A 19,192-nucleotide genomic window follows, 5' to 3' on the forward strand; every position below is an offset into this window, starting at 1 on the left:
CCCCCCCCCCCCCCCCCCCCCGCGACATCCAGACAGCCGGAACTGTCTTGATGATGATGCGAATATCCTCAAAAAGTGACCAATTCTCGACATAGTGGCGATCGAACGCGACGCGGCTGTCATAGGAGACGTCGTTGCGGCCGCTGACCTGCCACAGGCCGGTCAGGCCGGGGCGGGACTTCAGGTAATACACGGCGGCGCTGCCATAGATCTCCAGTTCGTCGCGCACGACCGGGCGAGGTCCGACAAGGCTCATGTCGCCCTGAAGGATGTTGATGACCTGCGGCAACTCATCGAGACTGAGTTTCCTCAGGACCGCGCCGACCCGGGTGACGCGCGGATCGTTCTTCAGCTTGCGGGTGGCTATCCATTCCGCCTTGGCTTCCGGATTGGCCGCCAGATAGGCGGCCAGCACCCTTTCGCCGTCCGGCACCATGGTGCGGAACTTGAGACAAGGGAAAACCCGTCCGCCACGCCCGATTCGCCGGTGACCGTAGAAAATCGATCCGCCATCGGAGAATTTGACGAGCAGCGCTATCATCACGAACAGCGGGCTGAGAGCGATCAGGGCGGCCAGTGAACCGGCAATATCGAAACTGCGCTTGATAAGGCCGCCGATCGGCGGTGGAAAATCGACGCCAGCCTGCGAAAACTCCGCTGTGGCCGACTTGGCAACGTCCCTCATGCCAAAACTCCATGCGTTGACCGGATGGTTTACCGCACGATACCAAAAAAATGTTGCAGCGCAACACACAATTTCCCATACCTTTGAAATAGTCACGTCATGAATTGACTAAATAATAAGCGCGCCCTGCACAAATTTCGAAATATTTAGCACATTTATGACAATAAATGGGCATCGCCGGAAAAATAGAGGCGCTTTTGAGGCAATTTCTAGGCGAGGCGTTCTTTATGCCCCTGAGCGGAGCTCGTTGGTGCTTTAGCGCAGCGCGATATTCAAGGGTATTCTAATAAAATACTATTCGATATTGTAGATTTTACTGAAAAACACCAAAGTGCCGAAGTTGCACGTAATCCCGCCGTGTGCGTTGCAGCATGAGTGAGTCGAGCGCAAAAGCTCACCTAAAAATAAATGCAGTTGCCCTTGCGGCCTTTTGCTCGCCTTAATAGAATTGCAAATTATACCTGTCAAAGTGGCGACAGGTTGAAAGGCCGGAAGCAACCGGCCGGGAGCGGGCGACTTAACAAGCCCGCATGACAAGGGACGACGCTCGGGTGGGGCAATGATTGGAATATACCCGGGCCGGTTTGTGGGCTGTTGGGTATGTCGCTTCCAAAATTCATCGTTGGGATGATTTTCGCTCTTGCGATCGTCGTTGGCTGGTCATGGCTGGGCGGCGCTTCAATAGGCACGACGCTGCTGCGCGTCATCATTTGTGCCGTGGTCATCCAGGCGGGCTACTTCGTGCTCGTCTATGCCATGATCATCAAAAGCGCGCCGACGCCGGCCGACAGGACACGCGAGGCCGAAAGAAAGCTGAGTTCGGCCGAGGTGGCCGAGGGTGAAAAGCTGGGCGGCGCCGGGCGAAGCCTTCACTGACCCAGACCAGGCTGGCCTCAGGCCACGTCGGCGGGTTCGGACTCAGATTGTTCGCCCGAAAGCATCCGGGACAACCGGCTTCCTGCTTTCGCCTTCAGCCGCCGATATTGCCCGACCTCGACGACACGGCCGTTTTCCATCGCGACCACCCAGTCGGCGAACGCGATCATCGATGGCCGGTGCGCGATGGTCAGGATCGTCATCGAGCCGCGCAGCCCGTCGATCGATTGCGCGATCAGTGCCTGGTTTTGCCAGTCGAGCGCGCTGGTCGCCTCATCGAGGATGAGCAGTGACGGGTTGCGCAGCAAGGCGCGCGCCAGCGCGATCCGCTGGCGTTCGCCCCCCGACAACCGCACGCCGCGGTCGCCGACCACCGTTTCCAGCTTGAGGTCGAGCCGTTCGACGAATTCGGCCGCATGGGCCGATCGCAATGCGGCCCACAGTTCATCGTCGCTTGCTTGCTGTGCGGCCAGGCGTAGGTTCGCCGCGATCGTGTCGTGCAGGAGAAACACGTCCTGCGGCACGTAGGCGACCTGGTCGCGCCAGCCCCGGCGATTGACGGCGTCGATCTCGACGCCATCGACGAGGATCGTGCCGGCTGTCGGCTCGAGCAGGCCGAGCAGCATGTCGGCGATCGTGCTCTTGCCTGATCCCGAAGGGCCGATAAGGGCGGTGACCTTGCCGGCCGGAAGGCCGAAGGTGATGTCGCTCACCACCGTCTTGGCGGCGCCGTCCTCGTAGGCGAAGGAGACGCCGCGAACATTCAGTCCGAAATCGAGCGACAGCTTTCGAGCGTCCTGGATCCCGGCATGGCCAGGTTCCCGCTCGGCGTCGAAACGCATCTGCAGACTACGCATCGCGGCATAGGCGGGCAGGTTGATCAGGACCTGCTGCGCCTGCGTCTGCATGTCCATGAAGCGCGGCGCGATGCGCATGAAGACCAGTAGCAGCACCACGATCTCGGCCAGTGAGAGGTCGAAGCGAACCAGCGCAACATAGATGAACAGGCTCAAACCGATCACGCTCGCCACCTGGAACAGGGCGGTGCCGGTCGAACTGTTGCGCACATAGGCGATGTTGTCGGCCTTCATTCTTTCAAGTGTCGCCTGCAACTGCGCGAAATAGGTCGCCTCGATGTTCAGGCTCTTGGCCACCTTGATGCCGCCGAGGAATTCCGAGACCGTCCGGTATTGATCCTGGCGGTTGGTGGTCAGGACCTGGCCAAAGGCGGTGGCCCGCGACCGGAATGGCCGCAGCGCGAGGAACATCAGCATGCCGATGACCACGGCGAACAGCGTCATGACCGGCGAAATGAACATGGAGATCACGAGATAGCCGGCCAGAAGCACGGCGATCTGCACCAGCATCAGCAGCGAGAAGGCCGCGCCCTGGACGCGGTCTATGTCCCCGGTCAGCGCATGGTCGAGGTCGGAGCCGCGCATGCGCGTGAAGACGCCCCATCGTGCCTTGCCGATGCTTTCGAACAGGTTCATGCGCAGGCGGTTGATGAAATCGAAGAGAAGACTGGCCATGTAGACCGACTTGAAGCGGTTGAAGGCGGCCTGCAGCGCGACCAGCGCCACCAGCATGCACAGCATCGTGGTCAGCTTCAGCGTGCCGTCCGGCACCAGCCAACGCATGAAATCATTGTCGGGCAGCTTGATCGCGAAGTCCTGGCCGGAGCGTCCGACTAGCTGCAACAGCGGAACCAGCAACAGGATGGAGATGCCTTCGGTCAGGCTGCCCATGATCAGGAAGAGCAGTGCCGTCCAGGTCCGCCGCCCGCCTATCTGGGCGATAACGGCGCCGAACCCGGCGATTTCCCGAAACAATGACGGGCGAAGGAGCGATGATTTCGACATCTCCTGCTACCCCTGTCCTGCCATCAGGTCATGCTCGACGAGGCTCACGACCTCGCCGATCCTGTCGAGGCCCGTCGGCACTTCGAGCCTGCACACGCCGACGCGATCGGCGAGCCGTGCGCAATGCCCGAGATGCGCCGCCGCGAAATCGCCGACCAGGGCGGCGCGGCCGAAACGCGTGACATATGAAAATCTGATCACGGCCGGCAAAGCGGCGATGCCGGGCATGGGCGAGATCTCAGCCTTTTGGCCGCGCTCGAGAATATAGATGCGGGTCGCCGGAACCCTGTCGCGCGAAAACGCCCCGTGCAATCGGTGCTGGGCCTTGTTGATAGCCGGATGCACCTGCGGCCGCACTTGTGCCCCTTCGAGCGAAATCGCGGCAGCCGCGTCGGCCGCCAGCTTGATCTGGGGAAAACCCGGCACGATCATCGGCTCGTCCGGATGGCTGAGATCGAGCGCCACGACGTCATCGGTGAGCAGTTCGTGTCCGGCACGAATCATGGCGCTTGCCGTCGTCGATTTGCCAGCGCCCTTGTCGCCCATGAAGATGGCGCTTTTGCCGGCAATCGCGACGGCGCTGGCATGCAGCACGAGCAGGCCGCGCTGGTGCAGGATGAGCGCCATCACCGGTCCCAGCAGCGGGAACGCGATCAGCGCATCGTCGATGCCGGGCGCCGGCTCGACCTCGATGCGGCAGGCGTCGCTGATCAGGAACGCGCCGACGGCGTGCCATGCCAGATATTGCCGATCCGGTTCGAAGCGGAAAATGGTCGCGGCCTCGGGCGAAGGCTTCGGCATATCGATCGCGCCGACGCTGATCACGATATCCGCCGCTGCGGGTTCGGCCGGCTCCAGTTCTGGCAATGTCACCTCGGAAGCGATGGTCAGGCCGTAGGCTCGATAAAAACGGCGCTGTCCGCGCGGCCAGCCTTGCGCGCGCGCGCGGAGGGCCAGCGGCTCGTTCAACGGCGTCATGCGGCACTCCCGGCGCGCTGCACCTGCCGCAGCCACAGCGACAGCGACGCCGAGCGCCAGACATACTGGACATCGAGCGGCGCCGGCCGGTCGGGCCGACTGAGCAGCCGGGCATAGGCAGCCTTCACGGCCGGCAGGTTTATGTAGGGCTCGATGCGGCCGGCGTCCGGGCCGAGCACCTGTTCCAGGAGGTCGCTGTGGTTGCGCAGCATGCCGTTGACGAGATTGCCGGTGAAATCGATCTTGTCGCGCCGCCACTGGACCGCCGCGGGCAGCACGTCTTGCATGGCGCGGCGCAGCACGTAGCGGCCAAAACCGCGGCTGAGCTTCTCCTTGCCCGGCAACGCCAGGCAGAACTCGACCAGCGGCTTGTCCCAGAAGGGATAACGAGGTTCGACGCCGAAATTGGCGGCCGCCTTGTCGAGGACTTCGAAAGCATGCGGCACATAGCCGTTGGAAAGAATCCAGCGGTGGGTCAGCGCCTCGCTGGCGCTGACGTCGGGCGGCTTGTAGCCGGCTCGGTGAACCCGCTCGATGAGCTCGGTGCGGCCGGCAAGATCGGCATTGATCAGGTCGCGCCAGCTTCCGCCCTGGGCCGGCTTTCGCAGCCTGTGCAGGAGCCGGTTCGCGGCGTGCCTGAGCCTGGCCACGCGCCAGGCAGGCCCGTAGATGGTCAGGAACTGGAAATACATGCCGAGCATGCCGTCGCCATAGGTGTTGGAAGCGCTGCGGATCTCGCGCCACAGCTCCAGCCACTTGCCTGCATTGGCAAGCTCGTGCAGATGGCCGTGCCCCTGCGATACGACTTCGTCCCCGCCATGGCCGTCGAGAAGCACCTTGACGCCTTTGGCGCCCGCCGTCCTGTAGACCTCCCGGGTGAGCGTAAGGCCCGGCGCCAGGAACGTTCCTTCCTGCTCTTCCAGCACCCGTTCGAATTCCGCGAACGGCGCGTAGTTGCCGACCGGGATCAGCGTGCCGTCGACGCGCCCTTGTTCCAGCACCGCGTCTATGAAGGGGGTTTCGTCCATCGCCGAACCGCGTTCGAAAACCAGCGAAAAGGTAGGCAGCCTCGGCTTTCCCTCGGACAGGTTTTGCCGGCCCGCCACGCAGGCGATCGAAGAGGAGTCCAGGCCGCCGCTCAGCATGGCCCCGACCGCCGCGCTTCCGCGCATGCGGTTGCGCACGGACTGCGAGAAGAGGTGGGCGAATTCCTCGGCGGCGTCCGGGCGCATAGGCCGCGACGACGGCTCGATCTGCCAGTATCGCTGCAGCGTCACGCGCTGCCCCGTCACAGTGAGGCTGTGGCGCGCCGGCAGGCGGAAAATATCGGTATAAGGCGTCGCTTGCGGATCGTCTGGCAGCCCGGCCAGGAAACCCGAGATCTGATGTTCGCTGAGGCGGGCGCCGGCCCCGGTGACGCCAAGGATCGGGCCGATCTCGGAGGCAAAGACAAAGCGCTGCCCGTCCGCGTGATAGTAGAACGGTTTGACGCCGAAATGATCGCGCGCGCAAAACAGCACCTGCCGCTCGGCATCCCAGATGGCGAAGGCGAAATCGCCTTGCAGGTGCACGGGACAGGCTTCGCCCCAGCGCAGATAGGCCCGCATCAGGAGCACGGCGTCGGCAACCGATGCGTCGCGGACGCCGAGCCGTGCCATCAGCTCGTCGCGATTGTCCAGGCGGCAATCCGCGGTGACGGCCAGTTTGCCGCCCGCTATCGTCAGCGGGCCGGGGCCGGCTTCATCGGTCGTGTTGAGCCAGGCGTGGCCGAGCGCGACAGCCTTGTCGGTCCACCACGAACTGCCGTCGCGGGCGCGATGACGCATGCGGGCCAGCATGCGCTGGATATCGGCTGCGGACTCCGGCGCCTCGTGCCCGTGCAGGATACCGGCCACGCCGCTCATCAGTCATTGACCATAGTCGACGAGAGGGACAAACCTGTCTATCGAGCCGCCAAGGACGACATGGTTGCCGCTGATCAGCCAGGCATGCGCCTTCAGCTGCCGGCCGGTGTCGCGCTCGATGCCGATGCGGATCTTCGAGGCGTTGCCCTGGCGGGCGAGAATGTACTGGCCGGCGAGCGCCTGGGTGAGGCAGCTTGCGCGCGGCACCAGGCGGGCCGCGGCGGCAACGCCCCAGGCGACACGGCGCAGCTCTCCCGTGCTGGCGCATTCACGCGCCTCCAGCCGGGTGACGATGCCGCGAAGGCGGTTGTAGGAGAACAGGGTCAGCCCCAGGCGAACGGCCGCGACCACCAGCAGGCAGCGGCAGAGGAACAGCATTTCCGGGCCACTCAGGGAGAGAGCTCGAAGCCGACGCCGCCGGTGCTTCGTCTGGTCGGGACTTTTCTCCGTCGCAGGTTCTTGCCGCAAAACCGTGACCCGCTTTTGCGGAACCTGCCTAGACAGGTTCCTCATGATGCAGCCTCGCAAGTCCGCTATCGGCCAGACCTTTCAACAGCGCGTCGACATCGGCCCTGCAGCGCTCGGCGTCGACATCATAGCGCGCGAGCACGGCCCGGCGGATTTCGGCAATTGGTTTCGGCTCCTGAATCAGCTCCCAGATGAACGTGCCTACCCCGTTGAGGCTGTAGTAGATGTTGGATTTCAGGTTGAGAAGCGCCAGGCCATTGCCGAATTCGCAGGCAACCGCTTCCTTGGTCGCACTTACGCGATCGTGGTCAGATGGGTTCCAGTTCATCCGAAAACCTCGTTTGCTACACACTGTCCGCAATGCGTGCCGACCATTCTGGCGATGAAGAAAAGCCGGGTCAGGCAATGAAGAGAAGCCGGGATTTTCACCCCGACTCCCTTTATGGTTCTTGGATTCCAGAGGCCCAACGTGTCCCTCCAGAATCAGGACAGGCTCAGGAGAACGTCAGGTCGCCAATCGGCGTGTGCGCAGGAAATGCTGCGTCGAGCGCCGTGTTGCCGCCACCGCCCTGAGTGATGGTTTCAATCGAACCATGAACCGTCAGGCTGGGCGTTTCGTACTCCTGCTTTTCAACATTCTGTTCCATTTTACACTCCATCAAGGACTGGAAACGGCCTGTCGATTGCCGGCGGCACTTTCATGCTGCGATGCAATAGCTGCATGGCAGCATTTATGAGTCAAGCCTGATTTACCGCGCATTAATCAATTATGGACTGCGCGCGCAGACACAGTCGTGAGTAACGATCTCAAGCTTTGGCCTTGATCGCCTCGAGATCCCTGCATATGGGCCTAATGCACTAGGTCAGCATAAGAAATTGATTTGCATATATAAACTTTTTAAGCCCTGTCACTTCAAGGCATGGCGACAATAATGCCCTAGCACCGGGTCTCCCGGTAGGTTTGCTACGGAACGCCGAAAAGGCCACTCGTCCCCTGGGGTCCAGCAGTTCTCCTCATCGTTCGCCCGAGCCGGTTTCGATAAACGTCGGGGCCGGATTTTTGCGCTGCAAAAGGAAAAACTGGACGGCGCAAAAGTTTTTGGCGATGCTTTGCTTCGCACCTGCAGCATAGGCGTCGCGCCGATCGCTTCTGGAGAACCGTGCGCCCGATGGCCCTGACCGAACGTTCATATGAGCGACTGCGCGCCGCCGATTGCGCCAGCGAGATCGCCTATGTGCAGGCCTGTCTGCGGCTGTTCTTCGCGGCGCGATCCGGCGCCGCGCCCGGCGATGCCTCCGGCCTCTCCGTAACCAATGTCACCGACATAGCCAGGTTGAACAAGGTCGCGACCTTTATCCTCAAGGTGCTGTCGAGCGCACCCGCGAACGGGCCGCCGGCCCAGCTCTCCCAATGGCTCGACGCCTACCGCCGGAAGACCGTTTCGATGAACGCGTCCTGCATCATGGATTCGATGGCGATCCAGGCGGCGCTGCGCGACAGGCAGATCGATTTCGTTTTCCTGAAAGGTCCCTTCCAGCAGCATCTGCTTTACGACGACCATTTCATGAAGCCTTCGGGCGATGTCGACATATTGGTGGCGCCGGGCGGGTTTTTCAGGGCGCGCGAGGCGCTCCGCTCGATCGGCTACGAGATCGCCGGCAAGTCGCGCTCCGTCTGGTGGGTCCGTTTCCTCGGCGAACAGCACATGATCCGCGGCGACGGGCCGACGCAGTCCACCGTCGACCTGCATTATCGGCTCCAGCAACCCGGCTCGCCCAGCCCGCGCGACGCGGATGGCTTCCTGCGGCGCAAACGGCAGGTCGAGATCACCGGCGTCGAGGTGCCGTTCACATCGGTGGCCGACACTCTGCTGTTGTCCTGCATCAGCGTCGCCAAGGCGCTTTTTAACCGGGAACCCTGCGCCGGTTACGTCTGCGACGTGCGCGCCAGCGCCGACCGCTTGGACGAAGCCGAGCAGCAGCGCCTGCTCGACGCCGCCGCGGCGCAGGGGCTGGACGACACGCTGCTGCTTGGCCTGCGCGCCGCCGACGTGCTCCTCGGCGGCGCCGACACGCTCTTGTCGCAGCGCGCCGCGCGGATGCTGTCGCGCATCGGCAATGAGGATCTGCTCAACATGGTCATCGCGCCATGGCTGTCATCCCTGCGATGGCCGCAGCGGCGCACCGTGCTGTGGGAGTTGTGCGGTCGTGCGCCGGTCCGCTATCTGGCGGAAGCCGGCTGGGCGGCATCGGCCGACATCAGCCGCCGCATCTTCGAACGGCAGGGCAGCCCGTGACGGGAAGCCTGTCGGGCATCGAACACGTACAGGGCGAGGGCAGAATGGAACCTGTGCAAGAGGCAAATTCATGTCGATGACAAAATCAAAGGTCTGCGTGATCATCGCGGCCCGAAACGCGGCGCGAACAATCGCGGTCGCCATCGCGTCCGCGCTGCGCGAACCGGAAGTGGCCGAAGTCGTCGTCGTCGATGACGCCTCCACCGATGACACGGCCCAAGTCGCCCGCGCCGCCGATGACGGCAGCGACCGGCTCGCGGTGATCCGTCTCGACGTCAATCGCGGCCCCTCCTTCGCCCGCAACGCCGCCATCGCCGCCTCGCAATCGCCATTCATCGCCATTCTGGACGCCGACGACTTCTTTCTCGCGGGCAGATTTCACAATCTGTTTGCCGGCGCGGACTGGGATTTCGCGGCCGACAACATCATGCTCATCAGGGACGACGCCTTGAGCGATGTCACCCAGATCGTCGCACCGCAGTTCGCGGCCGAGCCGGAATTCCTCGACCTGGAGCGCTTCGTCGAAGGCAACATCTCCAGGCGCAACGTGCGCAGAGGCGAACTCGGTTTCCTCAAGCCGGTGATCAGCCGCGCTTTTCTCGACAGGCACGGCTTGCGCTATGACGAGAGCTTGCGTCTGGGCGAGGATTACGAACTCTACGCGCGCGCGGTCGCCAGCGGCGCGCGCTTCAAGGTCATCCGCTCCTGCGGTTACGGCGCCATCGTGCGGGCCGATTCGCTGAGCGGCCGCCACAAGACCCAGGACCTGAAGCGTCTTGCCGACGCCGACCTGGCGCTGCTGGCGATCGACAGCCTGCCTGAGGGTTCCAAAGCGGTGCTGCGCCGCCACGAGCGCCACGTGCGCGACAAATACCGGCTGCGCAATTTCCTCGACGTCAAGGCAGAGCGGGGCCTGGCGTCGGCCGCGGCCTATGCCTTCGCAAGCCAATCCAACCTGGTTCCCATCGTCCAGGGCGTGGCGTCCGACAAGCTCGAGGCGCTGTTTCGCCGCGTCGGGTTAGCCTCCCGGCGTCAACATGTGCCGCCAATGCGTTTTCTCATGGCCGGCACCAGCACGGGCAAGCAGCCTTGAATGCGGGCGTCCGGCCGCGCTCTTGCCAGCCCGTCGCGCAAAGCATTTCCGGCGGATTTATGAGTTTACGAATTGGGTGGTTGCCTAGCCGGCCGGAGGATGGCAGTCTATGTTGCGGTGCAGCAATTAGGATGGCCAATGAACCGGCCTCCGATCGGACTGCCCGATATTGAACCGGTAAGGGGCCCGGCCGACGGCCGGACTACCACAGGACTTTGAACGCATGGCCTCGATATTCGGCTTCAGATCAAGGAATCCGGCCCGCGACCGCCAGACCGACATCTCGCGCCTCGACCGCCTGGCGAAGCTGTTCGAGCAGATCGCGGCCGAGATCGAGGCCGAGCGAAACGGGCTGGAGAATCGCTACAAGGCGACGGCCACCAACGCCGCCTTTCTGGTCGAGGCCATGGAGAACGGCTCGGCGTCTGCGCGCCGTTCCGCCGAGGTCGATGAATTGACGACGTCGATCCTGAATTGCGAGCGCCGCATCGCGGCGCTGTCGCGCCAGAACGGCATGGTCCGGGAGCTTCGTCATTCGCTGGATATGGTTTTCGATGAGGACGGGTCGTCCGATATGACGGCCAGCGAGGGGCTCGCCAAACCGGCAGGCGCCGGCAGAGGGTGAAGGCTGAAGGGTGGATTTGGCGCGAGGCGAGAAGGCAGCTTGGGGAGGGGCTGACGAGAGAAAGAAAGCGCCGTTTGGCAACGGCTCGAATGGCTACTTTGGGTTGGGGATGCACAGCGCAAAGGTTGAGTTTCGTATGAATGCGGATCCGAGAACCACGTTCACCGTCGCAGTTCGCGGCATATCGTCAACGCGCCAGGCCAGGCAAGCCCGCCCGGGCGGTTCCACCGGACGCAGGGCTGCCCTGGTCGCGCTGGCCGCTCTCGCTGGCCTGTTCGCCGGGCCGGCGCCATCCTGGTCGCAGGATCTGAAGTCGGCGCCCTCATTCGTCGATGATTTCACCAGCTTCAACCGCCAGCGCTGGTATGTCTCCGATGGCTGGACGAATGGCGGCCATCAGAATTGCACCTGGGCGAAGGGGCAGGTCAGCCTGGCGGACGGCGTGCTGTCATTGGGTTTCGAGAAGCAGAAGACGAAGGATCGCGACTACGCTTGCGGCGAAATCCAGACCAAGCAGCGATTCGGCTACGGCACCTACGAGGCGCGCATGAAAACCGACACCGGTCCCGGCCTCAACGCGGCTTTCTTCTCCTATATCGGCCCGTCGGACAAGCAGCCCTGGGACGAGATCGACTTCGAGATCCTGACCAAGGACACGTCCAAGGTGCAGGTCAATGCCTACATCGCCGGCAAGGGCAAGAACGAGAAGCTGGTCGACGTGCCGGGCGGCACGGAAAAGGCCTTCAACGACTACGCCTTCGTCTGGCAGAAGGACAGTTTGCGCTGGTACGTCAACGGCCAGCTGGTGAACACCATCACCGATCCGGCAAAGCTGCCCAGTCATGCGCAGAAGATCTTCTTCAGCCTCTGGGGCAGCGATACGATGACCGGATGGTTGGGCGCATTCGCCGATCCCGGACGCAAGCTTTCGCTGCAGATCGAGCGCGTCGCCTTCACCGCGCAGGGCGAACCCTGCCAGTTTCCGGAATCGCTGGCATGCAGCGTAAAATAGAACCTATTGGAAAAGTCGATTTGAACCGGCCGGGCCGAACACGGTCCGCTGCCCTGGACAGGAACAAAACAGAATGAATTTGACGGTGTTTGGTATCGGCTATGTCGGTCTCGTGCAGGCTGCTGTGCTTGCCGAAGTGGGCCACCAGGTCGTCTGCGTCGACATCGACGCGAACAAGGTCGAGCGGCTCAATCAAGGTCTCGTCCCGATTTTCGAGCCGGGCCTGGAAAGCATCGTGAGGGAGAACCATGCCGCCGGCCGCATCAAGTTCACCACCGACGCGGCCGCCGCCGTCAGGCATGGTGAAATCCAGATGATCGCGGTCGGCACGCCTCCCGGCGAGGATGGCTCGGCCGATCTCAAATATGTGCTGGCGGTCGCCGAGGCGATCGGCCGGGAAATGGATGCGCCCAAGATCGTCGTCGGCAAGTCGACCGTGCCGGTCGGCACCTGCGAGAAGATCAAGGCCAGGATCGCCGAAACGCTGAAGAAAAGAGGCCGCGAGGACCTGACCTTCGACGTCGCTTCCAATCCGGAATTCCTCAAGGAAGGGTCCGCCGTCGCCGATTGCATGAGGCCGGACCGCATCATCGTCGGCACATCGAGCGAGGACACCGAGGCGGTGATGCGTGAGCTCTACGCCCCCTTCAACCGCAACCACGAGAAGATGATCGTGATGGATGTGCGCAGCGCCGAATTCACCAAATACGCGGCCAATTGCATGCTCGCCACCAAGATCAGCTTCATGAACGAAATGGCGAATCTGGCCGAACAGCTCGGCGCCGACATCGAGGAGGTGCGCAAGGGCATCGGCAGCGATCCGCGCATCGGCTACCACTTCATTTATCCGGGCCTCGGCTATGGCGGCTCCTGCTTTCCCAAGGACGTGCGCGCCCTGATCAAGACCGCCGAAGGCGTCAAGTTCGACGCCAAGCTGCTGCGCGCCGTCGAGGAGCGCAACAACGAGCAGAAGTCCGTGCTGTTCGACAAGGTGAACCGCTATTTCAAGGGCAACCTCAAGGGCAAGACCTTCGCGCTCTGGGGCCTGGCTTTCAAGCCCAACACCGACGACATGCGCGAGGCGCCCGCCCGCACGCTGATGGAGGCACTCTGGAACGTCGGCGCCACCGTGCAGGCCTATGATCCCGAGGCGATGCAGGAATGCCAGGCCATCTATGGGCTGCGCGACGACCTGCTTCTGTGCGGCACCAAGGAAGCGGCGCTGCGCGGCGCCGATGCGCTGCTGATCGCCACCGAGTGGAAGAGTTTTCGCGCGCCGTCCTTCGACGCGCTGAAGGACGCGCTGACCACGCCGATCATCTTCGACGGCCGCAACCTCTATGATCCCAAGGTCATCGCCCGCCACGGCATCGAATATCACTCGATCGGCAGGATGGCGGCATGAGACCGGGTTTGGGCAATCCAATGTGGGATCGCCGCGGCCGGCCGGTGTGCTTGCCATGACGAACGCACAAGACCCGGAAAGGAGTTGCGGCTGATGGTGCTGGACGTAAAGCCGGAGCAGATCACCAAGGACCACTTCGACGTTGTCGCGATCGGTTCCGGTTTCGGTTCGGCCTTCTTCCTGCACGAATTCACGAAGCGGCGTAAGGCGCGCATCCTGCTCCTGGAATGGGGCCGCCACAACACGCATGAATGGCAGCTCAAGCAGAACGTCAACACCGACATCGAGGACGAGTCGACCTACAAGACCAATTCCGACAAGCCCTGGAACTACACGATCGGGCTGGGCGGCGGCACCAATTGCTGGTTCGCGCAGACGCCGAGGTTCCATCCCAACGATTTCAGGCTGAAAAGCACCTACGGCATCGGCAATGACTGGCCGATCAGCTATGACGACGTCGAACCGTTCTATTGCGACGCCGAAGACATCATGTCGATCTCGGGCGATCCCGACATGGCGGCGATGCTGCCGCGCTCGAAGCCTTTTCCGCAGCCGCCGCACCGCATGTCGACGCCCGACCGGATGATGAAGGCGGCGCAGCCCGGCCAGCATTTCGTTATGCCGACCGCGCGCGCCCGCGTGCCGACCGCGCAGCGCACCTCGTGCTGTGCCAACCTCAGATGCTGGCTATGCCCGGTCGACGCCAAGTTCACCGCCAACAATGGCCTGATGCATGTCTTCGAGCATCCCGACGTGTCGGTCTGCCTCGGTTCGGAAGTGCGCAGGCTCGACCATGTCGGCGGGACGGTCCGCTCGGTCACCTTCGTCCATGGCGGCAAGGAATATCAGGTCAGCGGCGACCTCTTCATTCTCGGCGCCAATGCCATCCAGAGCGCGGCGATCATGCTGCGGTCCGGCCTGGGAGGCGAATTCGTCGGCCGCGGCCTGCATGAATCCTATGGCTGGAATTTCGAGGTCTATCTCGACGGTGTCGACAATTTCGACGGCAGCACCATCACCACCGGCTTGAATTTCGGCCTCTATGACGGTCCGCACCGGTCCGAGCACGCCGCGGCGCTGGTCTATTTCGAGAACCGCTGGCAACACGGCATGCGCGCCGAGAAAGGGCGGCTGCGCCAGGCTCTGCCGCTTGTCGTGGTGACCGAGAACCTGCTCGACCATGAGAATTTCGTCACGCTCGACGAGAACGACAACGCCTTCGTCAGCTTCAAGGCGCCGTCGGACTACGCGGTCAAGGGCATGGCGCGGGCGCTGGAGAAACTGCCCGGGCTGCTCGCCCCGCTACCGGTCGAACAGCTTTTCGATCGCGGCATCCGGCCAACCGAATCGCATGTCCAGGGTACGCTCCGGATGGGGACGGGCCCGGCCGATTCGGTGGTCGACAGCGGCATGATTCATCACCAGCTCAGGAACCTGGTCGTGGTCGGCACCAGCACATATCCGAGCTGTTCATGCGCCAATCCGAGCCTGACCGCGGCAGCGCTGTCCCTGCGGGCGGCGAGCCGGATGGCGTGAGAGGAGCAAACCAGATGATAGAGATCTCGCGACGCTCCGCACTGGCCGTCATGGCGGGCGGGGTGGTGTCGACCGGCATTGCCTACGCGGCAGTATCCTCCTTTTCTGATGAGGATCTGGTGCGCGTCACGCTCGAGAAATATTTCGGCAAGCTCAACATGCGCATCGAGCATTTGCAGCAGTTCGTCCTGGCGTTCCGCGACAGGAACCCGTGGATATTCCCGAGCAAGAAACTCAGCGACGCCGTCACCTTGCTCGAGGAGGCAAGGCTGGGCAAAGCCCGCGCTCTGCTGCCGGAGCAGAAGAAGCAGGACCTCCTGCATTTCGACCGCTGGCTGATCGCCGAATTCCACATGCTGACCGACTACGCCTGGCGCAGTTCGCCGGGCGATCCGATCCGGTTCACCGGATGGCAGCCATGCACCAATCCGTTCGCCAATCTCGAGCAACAGAGTGCCTGAGGCGGTGCCGGAGCAAGCTCTCGGGCCACATTGAACGAAACGCGAAAGAACCAGGAGCCAGGACCATGAAAGTTCTTTTTGCAGGCGGAAACGGATACACGCCCGAATTCAGCGGCGGCGTCCAGTCGAGCACCCATCATCTGGCGGAACAGTTGATCGAGCACGGCCATGAGGCGGCCGTACTGGCCGCCCTGTTCGGCGACGGTGTCTTCGGCTTCAAGGCGCGCGCCAAGATGAAGCTGCTGCGTCAGCCGGCGGTCATCGACAGTTTTCCCGGTTATCCGGTGGTGCGGGCCTGGTTTCCCTGGAAGGCGGCCGACTTTGCCGTCCGCAGATTGAAGCCGGACGTGGCCGTCGTCCAATGCCACAAGTCGGTTCCGGTGGGCAAGGCGCTGCAGGCCGAAGGCGTGCCGCTGGTCGTCTATCTCAGGAATGTCGAGTTCCATGAGCTGGGCGGCGATCTGCGCGAGTTGCATTCGGCGCTCTACATCGCCAATTCGCAATTCACCGCGCGCGCCTACAAACAGAAGTTCGGCATCGATGCGGCGGTGCTGCCGCCGACCATCAATGCCGCCCTCTACAGCACGCCGACCACGGGCCAGTTCGTCACCTTGATCAATCCGTACGAGGAGAAAGGCTTCGAGCTCGCCGTGCGCATCGCCGGCGCCTGCCCCGAGATTCCGTTCCTGTTCGTGGAGAGCTGGAAGCTCGCCGACGATCATCGCGCCCGCATCGAGCAGACCATCGCCCCGTTCTCCAACATCAGGCTGGAGAACCGCACCGGCGACATGAAGACCGTCTATGGCCGCACCAGGATCCTGCTGGCGCCCAGCAAATGGGAAGAGGCCTGGGGCCGTGTGGCCTCGGAAGCCCATTGCAGCGGCATTCCCGTCATTGGCTCGCGGCGCGGCGGCCTGCCCGAAGCGATCGGACCAGGCGGCGTGGTGCTCGATTACGAAGCTCCGCTCACCGACTGGGTCGCGGCTGTCAGGCTGCTGTGGAACGACCGCCAGGAATATGACCGGCTCTCGGCCACGGCGCGCGGCTTCTCCGAGCGTCCGGAGCTCGATCCTGATCGCCAGTTCCTCACGTTCTTTTCCATACTGGACAAGGCCACACAGCAGCGTTCGCGGCAGGCGGCGTAGCCAAGGCTTAGCCGGCACCGGCCCCGGCAGCCTTGTGATAGGAATTTTTTCTTGACAGGGTGAAGCAGCTATGGTAGATTTTCTGTCATGGTGCTGAGTTGCGCCGGAAGCTGCCGCGGGTTTTTCGTTTGATGCTTCTCGACCACGCGCCGGCGAACACTCCGAACGAACCCGTTAATCTGGACTCGCAGCCTTGGCGGATCAGGCCAGGCGCTTGACCCGGCTTTTCAGCGTCTCGTAGCCGCGGGCGCCAAGCAGCGCGCGGGCAAGGGCCTTGGCGGCGCCCTTGCGGCCTTCCTGTGATTTGGCCTGTCGCAACCTGGCCGGCAGGTTGCGCGCCGCCTGGCCGAGCGCCGGGAGCGACAGCGCGTTGGGAAAGCTGACCATGTGCGTTTCGACGCACAGCACCGGTTTGCCCGACAGCTCGGTGATCCTCAGCGCCTGCTCGTGCTCGCTCTCGATGAACAGGATGGCATCGGATTTGCGGTAGAATTCGGCCTTGAAACTGCCATGCGCGCCAAGCCGCTGGCGCTCCGCCTTGCTCGGCAGGTCGAGCATGATCAGATGATCGTACTTGATCTCGTGCTTGGCCAGCCATGCCTCGGTCAAGGCGCGGTATTTCTCCAGCCGGCTGGTCACCAGCCAGCCGATCTTGCGGGTCGCGGTATGGAGCGGCCGCGCTTCGCTGAGGAATTTCTCGTAGGCCGGACCGTCGTCGTTTTCCGCCTCGGTCGGATCGAGGCACAGCACCCCGTCTATGTCGACGCAGCATTGCGCCAGGAATTTGTGATGCATGAAGTTCCACTGGAACATGCGCGGGTGCGGCACGACCTCGAAGACGACATCGGTCTCGGCATGCTGCGGCTCAAGCCCGAACACGGCGGCAAAGGTGTAGTCGGCCTCGATGCCGGCACCCTCTATGCGGGCGCGGGCGTCGCGCATGGCGTTGCCGCCGGAGACGCTGTCGTCGATCACCAGCACCTTGCGCATTTCCGCGACCTTGCGGTCGAGCACCGCACGGCGCTTGGTGATGCCCGATGTGTAGACGCGACCCTCGAGGAAGGAGTCCAGGTCGGTCATCGGTATGTTCGCCGCGAGACTGACCAGCGTCGCCGCCAGCACCCCGCTTCTGGGGACGCCGACCACCAGGTCGATGTCGCGCGGCAACCGGTGAAGGTTGCTGACGATCGCGTCGTTCATGTCTGAGATCGATCGGTAATGCATGGATCAGGCCTGATGCTCGGGTGAACGGTAAGGGTCGAAAGCGCCAAAATTATTGCGCCTCGCGCGGTGCTGCCGCCGGCGGCCTTGCCGGCAGCATTTTCAAGGCCTCGCGCAAGGCTTCACGGCCGGCTGCGAAGGCCAGCGCGATGACGATGGTGATGAGATAGGCAAGGATCGCGCCGCTGGCCAAGGCAATGACATGCTGCTGCGGCAGCAGCGGCTTGACCAACCAGACCACCGCCAGCGCCACATGCGCGCCGAGCACGAACGGCGTCGCCGCGCGAAGCACGTGGCTTGCCCGCAGCGGCCCGCTCCTGCCGACATAGAGCCACAGGAAAGGCGTGCGCAGATATTCGCTGACGGCATAGGCGATCGCCACGCCGAGCGCGCCATAAGGCAGGCCCAGCACGAAAGCGAGCACCGACGTCGCCGCCGTGATGATGCCCCAGCGCATGAAGTCGCCGGAACGGCCCTGGCTGACGAACAGCCATCCGGCCGGATTGTTGAGCGGCTGCAGCAGCCCGGCGAAGCCCAGCGCCAGGAAAATGCCGGCGCTCGCGCGCCATTGCTCACCGAGCACGAAGGGGATGAGTATGTCGGACATGGCGGTGGCGAAAGCGACGCCGGGAAGCGCCACCAGCAGGATCAGCGGCATGACGCGAAGATAGGCGCTGCGGTAGCGGTCGGGCTCGTCCTTCAGCCTGGAAAGAGCCGGCACCATCACCTTCGACAGCGGGTTCGTGATCTGGCTCAGCGGGAACAGGAGCAGCTTGTAGGCACGGTCATAGAGGCCGAGCTGCGCCTCGCCCCAGTATTTTCCGATCAGCACGTTGTCGAGATTGCGGGCGAAGAAATTGGCGAAGTTGAAGCCGGTTATGCCGGCGCCGAAATTGATCAGCTCGCTGATCCCGGCGACCTTGCGCGGCAGGCTGGGCCGCCAGCGCGAACTGGCCCAGTAGCACAGCGTCGGCAGCACGGCTCCGGTCAAGGTGCCGGCGAAAAGTGCCCAGTAGGAGCGGTCGACGAATGTCCAGGCGATCGACACGGCAAGACCAGCCACGGCGCCTGCGACATCGATGATGGCCAGGCGGCCGAACTGCATGCGGCGCGTCAGGAGCGCCAGATGCTGCGCACCGAGGCCGTAGGCCATGATCTGCAGGCCCAGCGCCGCCACCAGGCCAGCCACACGCGGTTCGCCGTAGAAGGCGGCGACCAGCGGTGCCGCGCCGGCAAGCACGCAGGCCAGGATGGCGCTGACGGCGACGTTGATCCAGAACAGGTAGTTCACCTCGTCGTGCCGTATGCCCGATTTCTGGATGGTCGCCTGGGTGAGGCCGAAATCCTGGAACAGCGCGATGAAGGCCAGCACCGGCGCGCACATCGCCACGACGCCGAAATCCTGCGGCAACAGGAGACGCGACAGCACGATGACGGAAATGATCTGCGTGGCGACCCGCACGGACTGCGACAAGGCCGTCACGACCGCGCCACGCCCGACCGATTTGCGCAGCGAGCCTTCTGGCGGATCGAATGGATTGGCTTCCAAATTCAGGATTCCTGATTCTTGTGCAGGTTCCGACCAGGAACCCTGCAACCGCCGCCGCGGCCAAATTACGGCATT

At 63.2% G+C, this 19,192-nt stretch carries 18 protein-coding genes; 9 read left to right on the forward strand and 9 right to left on the reverse strand.

Annotated elements, in window-relative coordinates; all coding sequences use genetic code 11:
- The coding region (locus LB547_RS13810; protein WP_224702916.1) for a sugar transferase at window positions 1-685 on the reverse strand (685 nt) is incomplete at its 3' end.
- A gap of 600 nt (window positions 686-1,285) precedes the next feature.
- Here LB547_RS13810 and LB547_RS13815 point away from each other — a divergent pair.
- The gene (locus tag LB547_RS13815) at window positions 1,286-1,561 is read left to right on the forward strand and encodes an exopolysaccharide production repressor exox (RefSeq protein WP_140674189.1); all 276 of its coding nucleotides are present in this window, start codon (window positions 1,286-1,288) and stop codon (window positions 1,559-1,561) included.
- A gap of 17 nt (window positions 1,562-1,578) precedes the next feature.
- Here the strand turns inward: LB547_RS13815 and LB547_RS13820 are convergent, their stop codons facing one another.
- From LB547_RS13820 to LB547_RS13845, 6 genes are all read right to left on the reverse strand, one after another.
- On the reverse strand, window positions 1,579-3,423 hold the full coding sequence (locus tag LB547_RS13820; protein ID WP_140674187.1) for an ABC transporter ATP-binding protein: 1,845 nt from the start codon (window positions 3,421-3,423) through the stop codon (window positions 1,579-1,581).
- Between the two features lie 6 nt (window positions 3,424-3,429).
- Complete coding sequence (locus tag LB547_RS13825) at window positions 3,430-4,401, reverse strand: serine kinase (protein WP_140674185.1); 972 nt, start codon at window positions 4,399-4,401, stop codon at window positions 3,430-3,432.
- Window positions 4,398-6,305, reverse strand: coding sequence for a lasso peptide isopeptide bond-forming cyclase (locus LB547_RS13830; RefSeq protein ID WP_140674184.1), 1,908 nt, complete (start codon window positions 6,303-6,305; stop codon window positions 4,398-4,400). Before LB547_RS13830 ends, LB547_RS13825 begins: the two co-directional genes overlap by 4 nt.
- Before the next feature lie 3 nt (window positions 6,306-6,308).
- Window positions 6,309-6,683, reverse strand: coding sequence for a lasso peptide biosynthesis B2 protein (locus LB547_RS13835; RefSeq protein ID WP_224618327.1), 375 nt, complete (start codon window positions 6,681-6,683; stop codon window positions 6,309-6,311).
- 118 nt (window positions 6,684-6,801) lie between these two features.
- Entirely contained in the window at window positions 6,802-7,101 is a 300-nt protein-coding gene (locus LB547_RS13840) for a PqqD family protein (protein ID WP_140497191.1), read from the reverse strand.
- 166 nt (window positions 7,102-7,267) lie between these two features.
- Window positions 7,268-7,420: a lasso peptide gene (locus LB547_RS13845; protein ID WP_140497189.1), complete on the reverse strand. Its 153-nt coding sequence runs from the start codon at window positions 7,418-7,420 to the stop codon at window positions 7,268-7,270.
- A gap of 522 nt (window positions 7,421-7,942) precedes the next feature.
- Here LB547_RS13845 and LB547_RS13850 point away from each other — a divergent pair.
- The 8 genes from LB547_RS13850 (at window position 7,943) to LB547_RS13885 (ending at window position 16,347) form a co-directional block, all read left to right on the forward strand.
- A complete protein-coding gene (locus LB547_RS13850; RefSeq protein WP_140497187.1) occupies window positions 7,943-9,070 on the forward strand; it encodes a nucleotidyltransferase family protein in 1,128 nt (375 codons plus the stop codon).
- Between the two features lie 70 nt (window positions 9,071-9,140).
- Window positions 9,141-10,163 (forward strand): glycosyltransferase family 2 protein, encoded by a 1,023-nt coding sequence (locus LB547_RS13855; RefSeq protein ID WP_140497185.1) that lies wholly within the window; start codon window positions 9,141-9,143, stop codon window positions 10,161-10,163.
- A 223-nt stretch (window positions 10,164-10,386) separates the two neighbouring features.
- Window positions 10,387-10,788, forward strand: a complete 402-nt coding sequence (locus LB547_RS13860; RefSeq protein ID WP_140512927.1) for a hypothetical protein — start codon at window positions 10,387-10,389, stop codon at window positions 10,786-10,788.
- Between the two features lie 136 nt (window positions 10,789-10,924).
- On the forward strand, window positions 10,925-11,800 hold the full coding sequence (locus LB547_RS13865) for a family 16 glycosylhydrolase (RefSeq protein WP_140497181.1): 876 nt from the start codon (window positions 10,925-10,927) through the stop codon (window positions 11,798-11,800).
- A 73-nt stretch (window positions 11,801-11,873) separates the two neighbouring features.
- Window positions 11,874-13,205 (forward strand): UDP-glucose dehydrogenase family protein, encoded by a 1,332-nt coding sequence (locus tag LB547_RS13870; RefSeq protein WP_140497179.1) that lies wholly within the window; start codon window positions 11,874-11,876, stop codon window positions 13,203-13,205.
- A gap of 93 nt (window positions 13,206-13,298) precedes the next feature.
- Window positions 13,299-14,741: a GMC oxidoreductase gene (locus LB547_RS13875; protein WP_140580556.1), complete on the forward strand. Its 1,443-nt coding sequence runs from the start codon at window positions 13,299-13,301 to the stop codon at window positions 14,739-14,741.
- Between the two features lie 14 nt (window positions 14,742-14,755).
- Window positions 14,756-15,202 (forward strand): hypothetical protein, encoded by a 447-nt coding sequence (locus tag LB547_RS13880; protein ID WP_140580554.1) that lies wholly within the window; start codon window positions 14,756-14,758, stop codon window positions 15,200-15,202.
- Window positions 15,203-15,267: 65 nt separating this feature from the next.
- Window positions 15,268-16,347, forward strand: coding sequence for a glycosyltransferase (locus LB547_RS13885; RefSeq protein WP_140580552.1), 1,080 nt, complete (start codon window positions 15,268-15,270; stop codon window positions 16,345-16,347).
- A 201-nt stretch (window positions 16,348-16,548) separates the two neighbouring features.
- Here LB547_RS13885 and LB547_RS13890 read toward each other — a convergent pair whose 3' ends face one another.
- Both LB547_RS13890 and LB547_RS13895 read right to left on the reverse strand, forming a co-directional pair.
- Window positions 16,549-17,571, reverse strand: a complete 1,023-nt coding sequence (locus tag LB547_RS13890; protein ID WP_140497171.1) for a phosphoribosyltransferase family protein — start codon at window positions 17,569-17,571, stop codon at window positions 16,549-16,551.
- Between the two features lie 49 nt (window positions 17,572-17,620).
- A complete protein-coding gene (locus LB547_RS13895; protein ID WP_140580550.1) occupies window positions 17,621-19,117 on the reverse strand; it encodes a lipopolysaccharide biosynthesis protein in 1,497 nt (498 codons plus the stop codon).
- Window positions 19,118-19,192: the final 75 nt, after the last annotated feature.

Origin of the sequence: Mesorhizobium sp. B264B1B (genome assembly GCF_020165765.1) — a bacterium.
In the GTDB taxonomy this organism is placed as follows: domain Bacteria; phylum Pseudomonadota; class Alphaproteobacteria; order Rhizobiales; family Rhizobiaceae; genus Mesorhizobium.